Origin of the sequence: Rhodophyticola sp. CCM32, from assembly GCF_004751985.1 — a bacterium.
Lineage (GTDB): Bacteria > Pseudomonadota > Alphaproteobacteria > Rhodobacterales > Rhodobacteraceae > Rhodophyticola.
On record NZ_CP038492.1, the window covers coordinates 2,312,098 to 2,328,813 of the forward strand.

Annotated in this window: 11 protein-coding genes; 4 read left to right on the forward strand and 7 right to left on the reverse strand. The window is 57.1% G+C overall.

The annotated features are described in order from the left end of the window. Positions 1–25: 25 nt before the first annotated feature. From E2K80_RS11210 to E2K80_RS11230, 5 genes are all read right to left on the reverse strand, one after another. Positions 26–1,108, reverse strand: a complete 1,083-nt coding sequence (locus tag E2K80_RS11210; RefSeq protein WP_135375084.1) for an ABC transporter ATP-binding protein — start codon at positions 1,106–1,108, stop codon at positions 26–28. Next, positions 1,105–1,713, reverse strand: a complete 609-nt coding sequence (locus E2K80_RS11215) for a DUF624 domain-containing protein (protein WP_135375085.1) — start codon at positions 1,711–1,713, stop codon at positions 1,105–1,107. Before E2K80_RS11215 ends, E2K80_RS11210 begins: the two co-directional genes overlap by 4 nt. Before the next feature lie 4 nt (positions 1,714–1,717). Beyond that, positions 1,718–2,572, reverse strand: coding sequence for a carbohydrate ABC transporter permease (locus E2K80_RS11220; RefSeq protein ID WP_135375086.1), 855 nt, complete (start codon positions 2,570–2,572; stop codon positions 1,718–1,720). Beyond that, the gene (locus E2K80_RS11225) at positions 2,565–3,500 is read right to left on the reverse strand and encodes a carbohydrate ABC transporter permease (protein WP_135375087.1); all 936 of its coding nucleotides are present in this window, start codon (positions 3,498–3,500) and stop codon (positions 2,565–2,567) included. Before E2K80_RS11225 ends, E2K80_RS11220 begins: the two co-directional genes overlap by 8 nt. A gap of 92 nt (positions 3,501–3,592) precedes the next feature. Continuing rightward, positions 3,593–4,846: an ABC transporter substrate-binding protein gene (locus E2K80_RS11230; RefSeq protein ID WP_135375088.1), complete on the reverse strand. Its 1,254-nt coding sequence runs from the start codon at positions 4,844–4,846 to the stop codon at positions 3,593–3,595. A 205-nt stretch (positions 4,847–5,051) separates the two neighbouring features. Between E2K80_RS11230 and E2K80_RS11235 the strand changes: the two genes are divergently transcribed. Both E2K80_RS11235 and E2K80_RS11240 read left to right on the forward strand, forming a co-directional pair. After that, positions 5,052–5,897: a sugar phosphate isomerase/epimerase family protein gene (locus E2K80_RS11235; protein WP_135375089.1), complete on the forward strand. Its 846-nt coding sequence runs from the start codon at positions 5,052–5,054 to the stop codon at positions 5,895–5,897. Between the two features lie 11 nt (positions 5,898–5,908). Then, complete coding sequence (locus tag E2K80_RS11240) at positions 5,909–7,132, forward strand: AGE family epimerase/isomerase (protein ID WP_135375090.1); 1,224 nt, start codon at positions 5,909–5,911, stop codon at positions 7,130–7,132. A 330-nt stretch (positions 7,133–7,462) separates the two neighbouring features. Here the strand turns inward: E2K80_RS11240 and E2K80_RS11245 are convergent, their stop codons facing one another. Beyond that, complete coding sequence (locus tag E2K80_RS11245; RefSeq protein ID WP_135375091.1) at positions 7,463–8,149, reverse strand: DUF1045 domain-containing protein; 687 nt, start codon at positions 8,147–8,149, stop codon at positions 7,463–7,465. A 47-nt stretch (positions 8,150–8,196) separates the two neighbouring features. Here E2K80_RS11245 and E2K80_RS11250 point away from each other — a divergent pair, with 47 nt between their 5' ends. Together E2K80_RS11250 and E2K80_RS11255 are read left to right on the forward strand one after the other, a co-directional pair. Next, complete coding sequence (locus E2K80_RS11250; protein WP_135376585.1) at positions 8,197–9,342, forward strand: alpha-D-ribose 1-methylphosphonate 5-triphosphate diphosphatase; 1,146 nt, start codon at positions 8,197–8,199, stop codon at positions 9,340–9,342. Between the two features lie 311 nt (positions 9,343–9,653). Beyond that, the gene (locus E2K80_RS11255; protein ID WP_135375092.1) at positions 9,654–13,688 is read left to right on the forward strand and encodes an ExeM/NucH family extracellular endonuclease; all 4,035 of its coding nucleotides are present in this window, start codon (positions 9,654–9,656) and stop codon (positions 13,686–13,688) included. A gap of 210 nt (positions 13,689–13,898) precedes the next feature. On the opposite strand, the gene E2K80_RS11260 is transcribed toward E2K80_RS11255, so the two are convergent. Continuing rightward, positions 13,899–16,346, reverse strand: coding sequence for a calcium-binding protein (locus E2K80_RS11260; protein WP_168193167.1), 2,448 nt, complete (start codon positions 16,344–16,346; stop codon positions 13,899–13,901). Positions 16,347–16,716 lie beyond the last annotated feature (370 nt).

The window sequence follows — 16,716 nt, forward strand, 5'->3', positions numbered from 1 at the left end:
CATAGGATGATGTTGGGCCGTCGGGTCAAAGACGGTATCCCGACCCTGGATCGAACAGCAGAACCTCATTGGGATCCCAGGCGACCCGTTGCATACTGCCGACGGGAACAGTTGCCAGTCCGGGGATTTTCAGGCGTATCTGGCTTTCATCCTGCTGGAGCGCGACATAGGTTTCCGACCCGGTGGGCTCGCACATGATCACCTTGTGTTCGGTTGTGACCGCCCCGTCGCGGTTGAGGTCCAGAAACTCGGGACGTATCGCCAGCATGGCGGGCATACCATCGCGCACGCGCCCGCGAATGCGGTTGCGGGGAAGCTGGAACTCGACACCGTTCACAACCGTTGAGACCGCGTCGTCCTTGACCGATAGCTTGACCGGAAGCGTATTGATTTCCGGCGTTCCGATAAACCGCGCCGCAAACAGCGTGTCAGGATCGGAATAAAGCGAGATCGGACTTCCAAGCTGCTCGATCCGGCCTTCGTTCAGCAAGACGATCTTGTCAGCCAGGGTCATGGCCTCGATCTGGTCATGGGTCACATAGAGGATCGTGGCCTGCAATGTCTGGTGGATGCGCTTGATTTCGGCCCGCATCTCGCCGCGCAGCTTGGCGTCCAGATTGGACAGGGGTTCGTCAAACAGAAACACTTCCGGATCGCGCACCATCGCGCGCCCGATCGCGACACGCTGGCGCTGACCGCCCGAAAGCTGGCCCGGTTTGCGGTCGAGAAGATGATCCAGTTTCAGGACTTCGGCGGCCCGGGTCACGCGCTCCGCAATCTCGGCCTTGGGCGTTTTGCGGACTTTCATGCCAAAGGCAATGTTATCGAAAACACTCATATGCGGGTACAGCGCATAGGACTGGAACACCATGGCGATGCTGCGGTCCTTGGGGTCGCTATAGGTCACGTCGCGGTCAGCGATCCAGACCTCACCCTCGTGATCTTCTTCAAGGCCGGACACAAGCCGCAGCAATGTAGATTTCCCACAGCCGGATTCGCCCAAGAGAACCACGAATTCGCCTGGCTCCACCTCAAGTTCGATATCATGCAGCACAGTGATCGCGCCAAAGGATTTGTTCAGGTTTTTGATGCTGACACCACCGGTCATGATTGAGCCTCCAGGGTCCGAGTAGGTAGCGCGAGGGGCCGGCTAGACGGGTCACGCATGGACCCCAGCAAACCGACCACAATCGCGGCGTGAATTGAAAAAAGGCCATACGGCACCAAAAGCGATTGCCATGTGGCCAAAAGGACCAGCACAGGCGCCGCAAGCGTTGCGATTAGAAGGCGCACCGGGCGGCCCCCGATGATCAGCATCGCATTCGTTGCGGTCTCGCGCAGTGTCGCCCGCGAGAAAGACACCGAGTAAAGCGCTGCAATTGTCCACTCAGTCACCAGCACCAGCGCAATGACTGCGACCGGTACCGGCACGAACGCGGCCTGGGGCAGTTGAGAGAGCCCCACAGCAAGGATTACCATTGGCACCATCAGTGCATTCGTGCGCAGGAACTCACAGCGCCACTCGGCAAACATGCCCTTGGCGATCTGACCGAGCGGCATCTCTGGCCGGGCCATCGCCCAATAGCTCGCCGCAATCGCCGGCGCGAGCCCAAGAACGACGCCCCCCGCCAGCGTCAGGGCGAGCACCATCAGGTTCACCGCACAGTAGCGCCAGATCACATTGCAGGATTTGATGATTGCATTCTGTACCATCAATCTACCCCTTCACCGCGCCACGCATCACACCGGATACGATTTGACGTTGCAGCAACAGGAAGACGACAATCGACGGTACGATCACCATCATGATGCCCGCCATCAGCGCCCCTTCGGACGCCGCAGACATCATGTCCTGGGAGCGGTACAACAGCATCGACACCGTGCTTTGCTCGACCCGCGGAGTGTACAGATAGGGCAAGACAAAGTCGTTGTAGATGTGAATGGTCCGCAGGATCACGATTGTCGAAATCGCGGGCGTCAGCAGCGGCAGGATGATCTTGAAGAAGATCGTAAAATAACCTGCCCCCTCAATCCGCGCGCTTTCGTCGATCTCCCTGCTGATCCCATTGATGAACTGCATGAAGATATAGAGTGTGACCACATCCGCCCCGGAGTAGAGCAAAATCAGCGACCATTTCGAGCCGACGAGCCCCAGGAAGGACATGACCTGGAATGTTGAAACCTGTGTCGTAATCCCGGGCACAGCCATCAACAGAATGAATGTGAACAAGATCGCGCCACGCCCGCGAAAGCGAAAGCGGTCCAGTGCATAGGCCGCCATCGTGCCAATGGTGATTGCAATCAGCAACGAGAAGACCAGCACGAACAGCGTATTGTAGAACGCCAATCCAACCGGGCGGCCATCCAGATAGGTCACAAAGTTCGCATAATTGAACCAATCGGCCGGAAGATCCGTTTTCGATCCGCGCAAGGCCTCGATCGGGGTTTTCAGCGATGTGAAGAACGACAGGACCAGTGGTGTGATCACCAGAAACGACGCGACCGTCAGGACTGTGTAATGCACCGAATTCCAGAAGATCTTGCGGGGGGTGAGGCGACGCATTTTACGCATCGTTCTTCCCCCGGTTCATGAACAGACGCTGGATTGTGATGACCACGATTACAATCATGATCAGGACCATCGACATCGCCGAGGCCATGCCCAACCGCCTGAAGTTAAAGGCCTCTTCGATCGCGGCCATGATGAACGTCTTGGTTCCGTTGGCCCCGCCGGTAATCAGGAACGGCACTTCGAAAACCTCCAGCGATCCGACCGTCGACAGGATGATCTGCAGGCCCAGGATCATCTTGATGCTGGGAAATGTGATGTACCAGAACTGCTGCCACTCCGACGCGCCCTCGATGCGGGCGGCCTCGTATTGGTCGGTCGGCACGGCCTGAAGCGCGCCGTAGGTGATCAGAAGCTGGAACCCCATGTACCGCCAGACAGAGGCAAAAACGAGCGACCACTTCACAAGGTCGGGGTCCTGTACCCACTGCTGCTTGAACGCACCCAGACCCAGGACCTCAAACACCGCATCAATACCGCCGCCGATCTGCAGAAAGTCCCGGAAAATGATCGACACCGCGACCGAATTCAGAACGAAGGGCAGGAACAGCACCAGTCGGTACATAGATGACCCGGGCATGCCCCTATTGAGGATGACGGCAAAGTAGGTCGCAAGCGCCAGCTGCATGAGCGAGCCCGCGAAATAGTACAGGGAATTAACCATCGGCAAGAGCAGACCACGGCCTTCAACCAAGAGGCTATGGTAGTTGTCCAGTCCGACAAAGTTACTGTCAGGCGACAGACCATCCCAATCCGTCATGGAGAAGTAGATCAGTTGCAGAAATGGATAAACACTGAACAGTGTCATCAAAGAAAGCGGGATGACAAGAAAGCCGATAATGACAAATTTGCGATGTCGTTTGGCTTGCTCACGGCTGGTTACGCTCCGTGATAGATCACCATTAACCGTCTCAGGCGTGGCTGTGACCATCGTCCTCTCCCCTTATGTGCCAGAACACTCTTCTGCCCTCTCAGAAGAGCGAAGGGCGCGCCGCTTTCACGGCGCGCCCGGATGTCTGATCTTTACTGGCCGGTCGCCGCCGCCCAACGCGCGTTCAGATCGGCGATCGCGGCGTCATAGTCATCGGCAAGGATGACATCACGGATGTAGGCTCCGTACTGGAAGTCGAACCGTGCATCAGCCATCGCCTGCTTGAATTCAGAGCTCGGCGTTTCCTGGAACACCAGGCGGGGTTCGTACCCGTAAAGCTCATTGACGGCCGCAATGTCGTGCGTCGCTGAAACCGGACCCGGAATGAAGCCGGCGGTTTCGGCAACGTCAGTCGAACTGAACAGGAATTCGATCCAGGCATTCGCCGTATCAGGGTTGTCGGAGTTGCTCGCAACGCCAAGTGCCCAATCCGGCCCGACCATAACGCTCAGCACACCGCTGTCATCGACGGGGAACGGGAACATGCCCAAATCATCATACGCATCTACGCCGATGACATCACCAGCAGCAGCGATCTGCGGAACCGCCCAGTTGCCGAAGAACATCATGGCAGACTCGCCTGCCGCCGTCAGCGTCCGGGAATTCGCCCAGTTATCAGCAGTGTAGTCGGGCTCAGTACAACCAGCTTCAAAGAGCTGCCGCAGCAGAGCGATCGACTGGCCAAAAGGCCTGTCGGCGTTAAACGGCGCCGGGTCCGACAACATCGTTTCGTAAAAGGCACCATCACCCGTCAGCATGAGCGGGACTTTTTCCCACTGCTGCATCGGCCAACCGGCACCCATATTGATGGACATCGGCGTAATTCCAGCATCCTGAAGCTGGCTACACACCTCCATAAACTCCGTCAGAGTTGTCGGAATTTCCTCGATGCCGGCACGCTCAAACGACGTTCTGTTGTAGATGATCGCCTCAGCGACAACGCCGTATACATATCCGTAGATGTCCCCATCGACCGTGTAGCGGTCAACGAACTGGTAGTCGTCCTCAAGGGTCGACCCCACAATCGGCGCGTAGAACTGGTGGTAATCAGCCGGCGGCAGCGAATCGAGAACGTTCAGAACATCCCCATAGTCACCCGTCGCAATGCGGACGCCCATTTCACGTCGATACTCGCTGACGGGAACAACGTCGACCGACGCGCCCGGGAATGCCTCTGCGAACTCATCCGCCCAACGCTGCCAATCCCCCGAATCCACCAGGTTTCCAAAATGCGTGTAGAAGGTGATTTCACCCTGAACCCTATCGGGATCATAGCTTTGCGCGAACGAAGTTGATGACGTCGCAATGATCGCTGTTGTCATCGCTGCTTTGAACAGACCGTGCATGGATTCCTCCTCCAATATCCAACATGACGCAAAAGTACATCGTTGTAGTGCGCTACTACAACGATGTACTTCCGTAAAGCAGCAGACTACACGTAGTCCAATATATGGGAATCTTTTGTCAGAAGTTGAGAACGCAAAGCTGACGCCATGTGAGGTCAGTTGCTATGTTCCGGTGAAATTGCGCGACCCGCCCAAGGAGAAAACCATGCGATACGGCGCACCGATTGAGCGAAAATTTGCTTCGGCAGATGACTGGATTCAGTTTGTGAAGAGCAAAGGATACACTGCGGCCTATGCGCCTGTAGACACGTCATCGGACATGGCTACCCGCAAGGAATATCGAGACAGCGCGATCGCCAATGACATCGTCATCGCGGAAGTCGGGGCCTGGTCGAACCCTCTTGATCCTAATCCTGCCGTCGCAAAGGCGGCATTCGAAAAGTGCTGCGCGTCGCTTCAACTTGCCGACGATCTGGGCGCGCTGTGCAGCGTCAATATCGCCGGCTCGTGCAATGGTCAGCAATGGGACGGCCCCCACCCCAATAACTTTGATCAGAACACATTCGACAGGATCGTGCACATTACCAGAGACATCATCGATACTGTTTCGCCCAAGACGGCAGTCTTCGCCCTTGAGACGATGCCCTGGATTTTCCCATCCACACCCGAAGAATATCTGCGATTGGTGAAGGCAATCGACCGCAAGGCCTTTGGTATACATATGGATCCCGTCAACATGATCATCACACCGGCGATTGCCTATAACACCTCCGGATTTCTGCGAGAGTGCTTCGATCTTCTGGGGCCACAAATCGTAAGCTGCCACGCCAAGGACATCCACCTTCACAACGACCTGACGGTTCACCTGTCAGAATGTCCGCCCGGCACTGGCGTTTTGGACTACACAACCTTTATAGACTGCGTGCGCAACGTGAACCCGGAAATCCCGATCATGCTTGAACATCTGCCATCCGAGCAGGCCTATGACGACGCCTTTGTCTTCCTCCGCAGCCAAGTCTATGAAGCCACAAAAACGCACACCGAAGCATAAGAGATCCGTCCATGAACAACCCGAAATACGACTTCCAATCCGCACAACACATGGCTTGGCTCAAGGGGCTCGCACGCAAACATCTCGATGTCTTCCGTCGCAGCCTTCGGCCAAGCGGCGGATTTTATACCCTCGACAGGGCTGGCACGCCCCTGGATGAGACCAAGCAGGAAATCCACTATGTGACCAGAATGGTGCATTCCTATGCGTTGGGGCATTTGTCCGGGGTGTCGAACTGCGGAGACATGATTGACCAGGGGATGACGTATCTCTGGTCGACATTCCGTGACCATGAACATGGCGGCTATTTTTGGTCTGTGGACGGCGCTGAACCATCCGATGGCCGTAAGCTGAACTATGGGCATGTGTTCGTTTTGCTGGCCGCAAGCAGTGCCAAAAAGGCCGGACATCCAGATGCGGACCGCATGATTGATGACATCACCGATGTTCTGAACACCCGGTTTTGGGAGTCTGGGCCTGCGCTTTTTGCAGATGAATTCACCCGTGAATGGTCCGCGTTTTCAACATATCGCGGCATGAACTCCAACATGCACGGAACAGAGGCGCTTTTGAACGCGTATGAGGCCACTGGTGATGCCGCATATCTAGAGAAAGCGGACCATATCATACGCTTTTTCCTGCGTCAGGTTGCCCCGAAAAACAACCATCGCCTGCCCGAACATTACACGGAAACCTGGGATCCCGATTGGGCCTATTCCGAGAACCCCATGTTTCGTCCCGCCGGAACAACGCCAGGTCATTCGTTTGAGATGGCGCGCCTTCTTTTACAATATTGGGACGGCACAGGGCGCCCGGATGACGGGTCGGTGCAACTGGCCCGTGCCATCACCGATCGCGCCTTTGATGATGCGTGGTGCCCGGACCACGGAGGGATCTACTATACGCTCACGCCATCCGGCGCACCGCATATCAAAGATCGCTACTGGTGGCCTACAACCGAGGCGATCGGAGTGGTCGCAGCGCTGCTCAAGGTCGAAAACGACGATGTGCTGAAAGACTGGTACCATCGGCTTTGGGCATTTTGTGACGCCCACTTTCTGGACCACGCACATGGCGGCTGGCACCCCGAGATCGACGCCGCAGGTCGCCCAAGCGAGACCCAGTTTGTCGGAAAGCCGGACGTCTACCACGGTCTGCAAGCCGAACTGTTCCCACAAATCCCGACAATTGCGATGACACAGCCCGACGTATTCAGCAACCTCCTCGCGGAGTAGCACCTGAAGACACATATCTGGATGAAGTCATCACCGATGACACGGGGCGGGCGCATGTTTGTGTGTTCCGACACCGATGATTGCGCGGCGCGGCGGCATGATCAGCCCCCAACAGAATGGAGCGCGATATGACCCCGCTTCTGGATGTTCAGTCGCTGAGCAAAAGTTACAGCAGGCCGACCGGCTGCGCGCACGCGGAAGGGAAAGCCATGGCGAAATCGCACGGCGTCTTGCGCGCCCGACGCCATCATTGCCTGATGGGCTTTCGGTTTTCGGGATCGACAATTCCGGCACATTTGAACACGCCCTGCGCCGGGCCGGTGCCCTGCTCTACCCCGAGAGGGTATAGCGATGCAGCAGGTGAAAAGACCCATCCCCGGCCTCACCCAACAGCGCGAGGCTGTCGATGACAAGCGGCTGGTCGAGATGCGGGGCAAAAAAGGCTGTCAGGCTCTCTTCGACCGGCGCGGCGATTGCAGGGGCGAGCGGCCCTGTCAGCGTCATGTGAAAGCGGAACTGATCCATCACATAGGGGTAACCCCAATCCGAAAGCAAACGCTCCTGCTGATCGGTCAGGCCGGATTTGCGACGCCTGGCCAGTTCCGCATCATCAAGCGGTGCCCGAAACCCGTCGAGCCCTTGCACAGTCGCGGCCGCAAGATCGGAGAGCGCGGCGCAGGATGTGGCCGGGACGAGGGCCAGAAACCGGCCAAGCCGGTGCAGGGCGATATGCGGGATCGTAACGGATGGCTGCGTCGCGCAAAATGCCGCGACGGCCTCACCAAGCCCGGCCGCAGATTTACCCTCCGCAAGCCGGAAGGGGGGTTTGACGGTCCCGTGAAACCCGTATTTGCGGGCTGTCTGTGTCAACCGCTCCACCGTCTCGGGCAGGCCCGGCAGTTGGGGTTGCGCCCGGCGCCGCCCCGCCGCACTGTCCCAGCCGAGCCACGCCGCGCCTGCGTCATAGAACGCGCCCTGCGGGACCACGTAAATGCCGAACCTTTTGTAGATGCTCATGCAAACCTTCCTGACCGGGACCGCCTATGCCCAAGAACCATACCGTGATGCTTGAAACCGTGACACTTGCCAATGCATGCCTGATCCTTCCGGGCGGCGAAATGCGGGGCCGTCTTACATTTGAGGGGGGCGAAATCACCGACATAGCCGAGGGCGACATGGTGCCCCCGGGTGCCATAGATTGTGATGGCGATCTGGTGACGCCGGGTCTTGTGGAACTTCATACCGACAATCTTGAACGTCACCTTCGGCCCCGCCCCTCGGCCCATTGGCCCCATAAACCCGCCATTGTCGCCCATGACGCGGAACTTGCGGGCTGCGGGATCACAACGGTTTTCGATGCGATCCGGGTAGGGTCTATCCAGGGCAAGGGTGGGGTCGGCTGGTCGCGCTATGCGCGCGATCTGGCCGATGAGGTCCTGGCCATGCGCAGCTCGGGCGCGCTCAAGATCAGCCATCACCTGCATCTGCGGGCCGAGATTTGTTCGGATTCGCTGATTGACGAACTTGACCAGTTTGGCCCGGAAGACCGCGTGGGCATCGTCTCGATCATGGATCATACGCCCGGACAACGCCAGTTTGCCGATATCGGCCAATACGAAACCTATATGAAGGGAAAGCATGGTCTGAGCGATGATATTTTTGCAGAACATGTTGCAACCCGGCAGGCTTTGGGCGCGCGGGTGCGGGACATTCACGAACAGGCCGCCGTCGAGGCCGCGCAACGTTTCGGCGCGGTGCTGGTAAGCCATGACGACACCACCGTGGACCATGTTATACGCTCGGCCGGTCATGGCATTGCGCTGGCAGAATTTCCCACCACGCAAGAGGCGGCCCGCGCCTGTCATCAGAACGGCATCGCGGTCATGATGGGGGCGCCGAACCTGATCCGTGGCGGCTCCCATTCCGGCAATGTCGCGGCGGGCGATCTGGCCCGTGCGGGGCTGCTGGATGTGATATCTTCCGATTACGTTCCCTCGGCGCTGCTTTATTCTGCCGTCAGACTGGGGGAGATCTGGGGCGATATGGCACGCGCCATGGCCACGGTCACAACAGCCCCGGCAAAGGCTGCCGGGCTTTTCGACCGGGGGCAAATCGCTGAGGGGATGCGTGCGGATCTGCTGCGCTTCCGCCTGTCCGATGGGGTTCCTTTGCTGCAAGCCGTGTGGTCGGAAGGCCAGCGTGTCGCCTGAGTGGCGGGCGGCATCTGCAGCGAAATCGTTTCATTCCGCTCGAAAGCCTCGCGGATATGGACGGCCATATTCTGGTATGCGCCGGCCTGAACTTCACTTCCGGCTATCTCGCCCCCTATAATGCGTTGGTGAATGATGGCCGGCGCGTTCCGTGAAAACGACGATGTCTGATACAATTATGAATGGCTGAATTATTTCAACCGGAATAAAACCGCTCAAGCCGGTGATATTACGGTTTCGGTCTTTAAGCTGTTACAGATATATGGCCCATTTGGCTTAACATAACTCTTTTTCATCTGGGAGCATTCGACATGGGCCTTTTCTGGCGCGTTAACCCGTTTTTGGGCAGCTGGCGGCATGATGATATTGACGGATCATCTGGCCGCGACATCATTTTCGGGTTCAGGGGCGATGATTTAATCAACCCATCGGCTGGAAATGATACGGTCTTTGCAGGCAGCGGCAACGACACGGTTGCGGGCAGCGAGGGTGATGATTTCATTGATGGCGGGCGCGGGTTTGAGCTCGTGACCTATGAAGGCGGCATCGACGACTATCAGATTGACCAGACCGGTTGGGGCTTCTTTCAGCGGGTCACGGTCACCTCGCTGACGACCGATCTGCCGGATGCCGGGAGAGACGTGCTGACGCGGGTTGAGGCGCTTTACTTTGCCGAAGATGATTACACGCTGTTTCTGAATGGCCGGAACAATGCGGTGCTCGCCGGGGATGACGCGGTGACAACCGATGAAGACGCCACACTGGTGCTGGCGGCTGCGGAGCTTCTGGGCAATGACCAGGAATTTGATGGTGATATGTTGGACATCATCGACGTCTCAACCACAAGCGCAGCAGGCGCCGCGGTAACGCTGTCGGATGGGCAGGTCACATATGATCCGGGCCTTTTGTTCCAGGGTCTGGGAACCGGTGAAACGGCAACAGACACTTTCACCTACACCGTCGATGACGGGCGCGGCGGCGCCGATACGGCGACGGTCACAGTGACGGTCACCGGCCAGAATGACGCCCCCCTTCTGACCGCCGACACGGATATAACCATCGACGAAAACACCACTGTTATCCCCGCCAATATCACGGCCAGCGACGCAGATGTGAATGACACGCTGACCTTTTCCATCGCAGGCGGCGCCGATGCCGCGCTGTTTCAGATCAATGCGATGACCGGTGAGTTGGGTTTCATCACCGCCCCTGATTTCGAGGCCCCCGCCGATGCCGGGCAGGACAATATCTATGATGTGGTTGTCGGTGTCACCGACGGGACCGACCCGCAAAGCGTTGCGGTCGCCGTGACGGTTGCAGATGTCGAAGAGATCGACGCACGGATCAATGAAATCCATTATGACAATGACGGCGGCGATGTCGGTGAATTTGTGGAAATCCGTGTTGGTGCCGGGCAGGATGCTTCGGGTCTTCTGGTCGAATTCTACCGCGATAGCGGCACGGTCTATGACAGTGCAAGCCTGCCTGCGACCCCCGCCAGCAGTGATGATGCGTTCGATTACTACCTGATCGAACGGCCCACCAACGGGATTCAGAATGGCGCGGCGGACGGGATCGCCCTGTCGCAGAACGGCGCAGTGATCGAGCTTCTGAGTTATGAAGGCACGCTGACCGCCACAGAAGGCACTGCCACAGGTGTGACCTCTACCGATATCGGCGTTTTTGAGCCCGGCGACACACCCGTCGGCCAATCGCTTCAGCGCAACGAGGATGGCACCTGGCGCGGCCCTGAGCTGGAAACACGTGGGGCCGAAAACACACCTCCGGCACCTGAACTTGTGATCACCGAGATCATGCAGAACCCATCGGCGGTCAGTGATGCGAATGGCGAATATTTCGAGATTTTCAATGCCGGCGCATCAAGCGTGGATATCAATGGCTGGACAATCTCTGATGCGGGATCGGACAATCATATGATCGACAATGGCGGCCCGCTGACCATCGCCCCGGGCGAATATCTGGTCCTGGGTGCCAATTCCGATCAGGCAAGCAATGGCGGCGTTGCGGTGGATTACGAGTATAGCGGCGTCACTCTGGCCAATGGCGATGACGAGATCATCCTGACCGATGGCGACGGGGTCGAGATTGACCGCGTCGCATATGATGGCGGACCGGATTTCCCCGACCCGACCGGTGCCTCGATGGAATTGATCGCCACAGATCTCGACAATGATGTCGGCGCCAATTGGACCACCGCAACCGATGCGTTCGGAGATGGTGACCTGGGCACGCCCGGAGCCGAAAACACCGGCGGCATCCAGAATCTGGCGGTCTGGGAGATTCAGGGCAGCGGCAACAGCAGCCAGTTCACCGGCCAACAGGTGACGGTCAGTGCGGTTGTGACCTATATCCTTGGCAACGGCTTCTTCCTTCAGGAAGAGGATGCGGATGCAGATGGCGATCTGGGCACATCGGACGGGATTTTTGTCTTTACCGGCGGCGCGCCAACGGTTGCGGTCGGCGATCTTGCGGATGTCACCGGCATCGTGACGGAATTCGGCGCAAACGGCTCCACCGACACCGAAACACAACTCAGCAATGCAAGCGTCACAATTGTCAGCGCTGGTAATGCGATGCCAACGCCCGGTGAACTGGGCCTGTCACCGATGACCACGGAAGAGCAGATGGAAGCTCTGGAAGGCATGCTTTTCAATCTGTCCAGCGGTGTGCAAAGCGAAGAGATCACGATTATCGAAAACTTCAATTTCGACCGGTTCGGCGAAATCCTGGTCAGTGCCGGGGTGCAAACCCAGGCGACGCAGCTTTTCGATGCACAAACCCAACAGGCCGATGTGCAACAGACCATCGCGGATAACGCCGCCAACCGGCTGATCATCGATGATGGGGCTGGCGGGCAGAACCCAAGTGAATTCGGCTATATCGCCAATACCGGTCCCGGCGATGACGGGGATGGCATTCTTGATGCCGAAGATACATTTGGCGCCGCAGGACCGACCGTTCGCCTTGGGGCGGAAATCGACGGGCCGACCACAGGTGTGATGCGTCAGGTCTTTGATGAATACACGATGCTGGTCGATGGCACGCTCAATATTGATCCGGCAACCAATGAGGGCGCACGGCCCGCATCTCCGGCATCGGAATATACCGGCGATATGCAGATCGGGGCCTTCAACGTCCTGAATTATTTCACCACGATTGATGGCGGCAATAGCGGCCCCACAACACTTGGCGGTCTGCGCCCCCGTGGTGCGGACAACCCCGATGAACTGGTGCGCCAGACCGACAAGCTGGTCGATGCACTTCTGGGGTCCGAGGTTGAGATTTTCGCGCTGCAGGAGATTGAGAATGGCGGCTTCGCCGAGGGATCAGCCATTGATACCCTGACGGACGCTTTGAACGAGGGGCTGAACGGGGTGGGCGCAACAGGCCCTTACGCCTTTGTAAACCCCACAGGCGTGACCGCCCCGGGCGATACCGGTGGTCTGATCGGGACCGACGCGATCAGTACCGGGATCATCTATGACACACGCGCGGTCAATCTGGTGCATTCCGAAGCTCTGGTCTTCGCCGAAAGCTCTGCTGCCACAACATTCAGCCTTACCGAAGATCTGGCGGCCCTGCTTGGCCCCGGATTTGAAAATCCGGTCGGGGATTTCCAACGCAACCGCCCGATGGTGACGGCCAGTTTCGAGGATAAGGCAACGGGCGAGGTCTTCTCTGTGGCCTCGGTCCATTTCAAATCCAAAGGCGATAGCGGGCTTGAGGATCTGGTTGAAGATGCAGAAGCATTCCTGCTGGCCAATGACGCCACGCTGACCCAAATGCAGAAAGACACGATCAATGACGCCATCACGGCGCTTCTGGCCGATCCGAACTATGATCAGGGCGATGGTCAGGGGTTCTGGAACCAGGTCCGCGCCGATGCCGCGTCCGAGGCTTACAGCTTCCTCACAGCGCAATATGACGTCTTCGGAGATGGCACCCAACTTGGCACCCAGAACTACCTGATCACCGGCGATTTCAACGCCTATAGTCAGGAAGACCCGGTGCAGGCGATCACGGATCAGGCCGATACGGATGATCTTCTGGCCGAGTTTGTCGGTGCGGATGCCTATAGTTTTGTTTTCAATGGTCAGCGCGGCGCGTTGGATCAGGTCATCTCGTCCTCCGGTCTGGGGGCGGATGTTCAAGGGGTTTTCGAATGGCATATCAATGCCGATGAGCCGGATTTGCTGAACTACGATAATTCCTTCAACGATCCGCGCTTCTATTCAGCCGACGCCTTTGCCTCTTCTGACCATGATCCTGCGATCGTCGATATAACCCTGGACGGGGTCAACCCGGACACGCTGCTGCTTGGCTGAGGCGGGGGAAATCGAAGAAGGCTGACTTGGCTTGGGGCGCGCGTCCCAGCGCAGGCTTTGTTTTGTGACCGCCAATCCTGCGTAACGCCAGTGGCGACAGTGGACAGAGGTCAGCAAAGCACCGGCATGATGCGCACACATGAAGGCGGCCCAATCAACGCGCTTGTGACTGGGCCGCCTTGTGTTGGTCTCTTACGTGTTACTCGCTTATCAGAACACGAAACTGTCGACGTCGAGGCTGCTGGCTTCCACCGACTTCAGAACCAGGCGATCACCATCAAGGCCACCATCCAATTGCTGCAGGTCAATAACCGTGGCCCAGCCAAGATCGGTGGTAACGGCGGCAACATCCTCCAGATTGGTCTTGAAGCTGGAGAGGTCGATCACATCATGATCGGCTTCGAAATCATGCACATAGTCTTTGCCAGTGCCGAAACCGAAGACGAACGTGTCGGCACTGTCATCTTTGGACCATTCACCACCCCAGAGGTGATCGTTTCCGGCGCCCCCGTCGATTGTGTCAGAGCCAGTACCACCGACGATTTTGTCGATGCCGCTGCCGCCGTTAAGCTGGTCATTGCCGGATCCGCCGTGAAGATAGTCTTTGCCTTCGTCACCGAACAGGACATCATTGCCGCTTTCGCCGCGCATCTTGTCGTCGCCGATGCCGCCGGATGCCCAGTCGTCATCCTGACCTGCATTGATGATGTCGTTGCCCTGATCGCCATACAGAGCATCTTCACCCTCGCCACCGTTCAGAGTGTCGGACCCGGCGTTCCCGTGCATTTCATCATTGCCCGCTCCGCCATTCAGGACGTCGTTGCCGCCGTCGACAAGTGTCAATTCAGGCTCACGGATAAGAACCGCCGCATCCGCATCAATTTCGGTGAACGCGTCAGTTGAACGCGGGTCAACTGCACCGTCATTGGAACCGGTCGACGGGGCCTCGGACATGAACTCCGCGTAGGCCTGGCCCGCATCCCAGTCCATGTTGACCTTGAAGATCGCGCCCTCTACGTCAGTCGAGGCATCCAGATCGTGGTCGCCCTTGTTCAGGCCGTAATACAGGTTGCCTTCTCCGTCCAGGAACACAGCACCGAAGGCGCCTTTGGCCATCCCGGCATCCATTGTGTCACCATACAATGTGCCTGTGATGGTGATTTCTGTGAATGTCGGCATGCCGCCATTCTCCAGCATGCTCATGTCGATCTTGACAACTTTGCCATCTCCTCCGTTGGTTTTCGGGGGAACAACCGCATAGAAATTCCCGTCTTTGCCATTGAACGCCACGTCATAGGTGCGGTCGTTGAACAGGTTGTTTGGCAGGTTATAGTGGCTGATGACCGGGTTGCCATCGGCATCAAATTCATTCACGTCCACGACGCTGACGCGGTTCATGGAGGTATGGAAAGTCCAGAGATTGCCGCTGTCGTCAAAGTCGCCAACGTAATCACCGTAGAACCCCTCACCGATGCGGTATGTGTCGCCCGCAGCGTCGATCATGACGATGTCAGAGCTGGCCACAGCATTGCCTGCGGTATCGAAACCGGATGACTTGGCAACACCGTAAATCATGTCCTCTTCGATGTTGAAGCCAACGGCGTTGATCCGGAAATCGGGTTGATCGCCAACCGCGATGTATTCTTTTTCATTGACGTCAAAAACGTTCAGTTGGCCATCGATGACCTGATAAAGCTTGGCTTGGCCAGCCGCGAAAGCCGCCACATCCACATCAGACCCGCCGATCGACATCGTCTTGTCATAGGAGATGATTGGACCGTCAAAATTGTATTGGGTGCTGTCTTCCGGTGTAAGCGCGCGGAATGTCAGCTCGCCTTCATTGCCAGTGCTGACAACATCGACCTGGAAAGTCTCGAACGCACCGGATGTGGCTTCGACAGTGTCAATAACATCGCCATTCCAAAGCACTTCGACTTTACCAGTTGCGTGACCGCCTGCGAGGTTTGCTGCAAGATCAAAGGAAATCGTGTACGTTTCACCCGCAACCGTTTCCACAGATTGAGCGATCGACGCTTCCCCATGGGAATCAACCATCGTCCAGGCGCCGTTCTGGGCCATGTCTTCGAAGGTCGATGCGCTTGACGCGTCTTCTTCCAGCAGATTGTCGCCTTTGACGTCGCCATAAACGACATCGTCGCCATTCCCTGCATTCACCGTGTCATCGCCGTAACCGGCTTCGGTCAGGTCATTTCCGTCTTCAAGGTTGATCACGTCATCACCATGACCGCCGAAAGCCAGGTCATTACCGCGCCCGGCATTCACGATGTCATCGCCCGAACCTGCGTAAAGGCTGTCATCGCCGCCATTGCCCAGCAGCACGTCATTGCCTTCGCCGGTTGTGATAATGTCGTTATAGGATTTATCGGCACCATAGGCCGAGACGACAACCGCATCTGCGTTGTAAACCCATTTGCCATTAACATAGGTCCATTCGTCTCCGACCATGTCGCCCGCCGCGAGGTCATCCGTCTGCGCCGTGGAAATTGTATCGTCGCCTTCCAGGCCGTTGACCTTCGTGGCTTCAAAGGCGTCTTCCCCGGATGACGCGTTGGCGTCGGTCTGGTCAAAGATCGCGATGGTGTCGTCTGCTTGGGTTCCGATGGTCGTGTAGACAGTGTTACGTTCTTCGCTGGTCATAATTTTTCCGATCATTTTCAAGGACAAGAACGTGACAGGTTTTGCGACTTTCAGGTCGTTGGTCCTGTTTCAGCTCCGAGTTAAAATCTGATCTTTGTTTCGCAAACGAAGTCCGCCGAAGCAAAAGTGCAAAGGGATAAGACAGTATCCAAAAGGATAGGTTACGCCCAAAAAAGCGTATAGGTACGCGTCAGCGGCTCAAAAATTCCAGCCTTGAAGCGGTTTGCATTTGACCTTCAGCATATAACGCTGCCTGAAATCAAAGATTTCAAAGTGTTATGTGATGTGCCGTGTCTCAGATATTCGGAATTCTGCAGAATTCCGAATGGGAAAACTCCAGTTTTCCATACCGTTTTCCTTGAGGGAAACG

Bases quoted from the DNA above. Each gene is read 5' to 3' on its own strand.
- E2K80_RS11240 (WP_135375090.1), top strand. From the start codon at position 5,909: ATGAACAACCCGAAATACGACTTCCAATCCGCACAACACATGGCTTGG.
- E2K80_RS11215 (WP_135375085.1), bottom strand. From the start codon at position 1,713: ATGGTACAGAATGCAATCATCAAATCCTGCAATGTGATCTGGCGCTAC.
- E2K80_RS11225 (WP_135375087.1), bottom strand. From the start codon at position 3,500: ATGGTCACAGCCACGCCTGAGACGGTTAATGGTGATCTATCACGGAGC.
- E2K80_RS11210 (WP_135375084.1), bottom strand. From the start codon at position 1,108: ATGACCGGTGGTGTCAGCATCAAAAACCTGAACAAATCCTTTGGCGCG.
- E2K80_RS11250 (WP_135376585.1), top strand. From the start codon at position 8,197: ATGCTTGAAACCGTGACACTTGCCAATGCATGCCTGATCCTTCCGGGC.
- E2K80_RS11255 (WP_135375092.1), top strand. From the start codon at position 9,654: ATGGGCCTTTTCTGGCGCGTTAACCCGTTTTTGGGCAGCTGGCGGCAT.
- E2K80_RS11245 (WP_135375091.1), bottom strand. From the start codon at position 8,149: ATGAGCATCTACAAAAGGTTCGGCATTTACGTGGTCCCGCAGGGCGCG.
- E2K80_RS11260 (WP_168193167.1), bottom strand. From the start codon at position 16,346: ATGACCAGCGAAGAACGTAACACTGTCTACACGACCATCGGAACCCAA.
- E2K80_RS11230 (WP_135375088.1), bottom strand. From the start codon at position 4,846: ATGCACGGTCTGTTCAAAGCAGCGATGACAACAGCGATCATTGCGACG.
- E2K80_RS11220 (WP_135375086.1), bottom strand. From the start codon at position 2,572: ATGCGTAAAATGCGTCGCCTCACCCCCCGCAAGATCTTCTGGAATTCG.
- E2K80_RS11235 (WP_135375089.1), top strand. From the start codon at position 5,052: ATGCGATACGGCGCACCGATTGAGCGAAAATTTGCTTCGGCAGATGAC.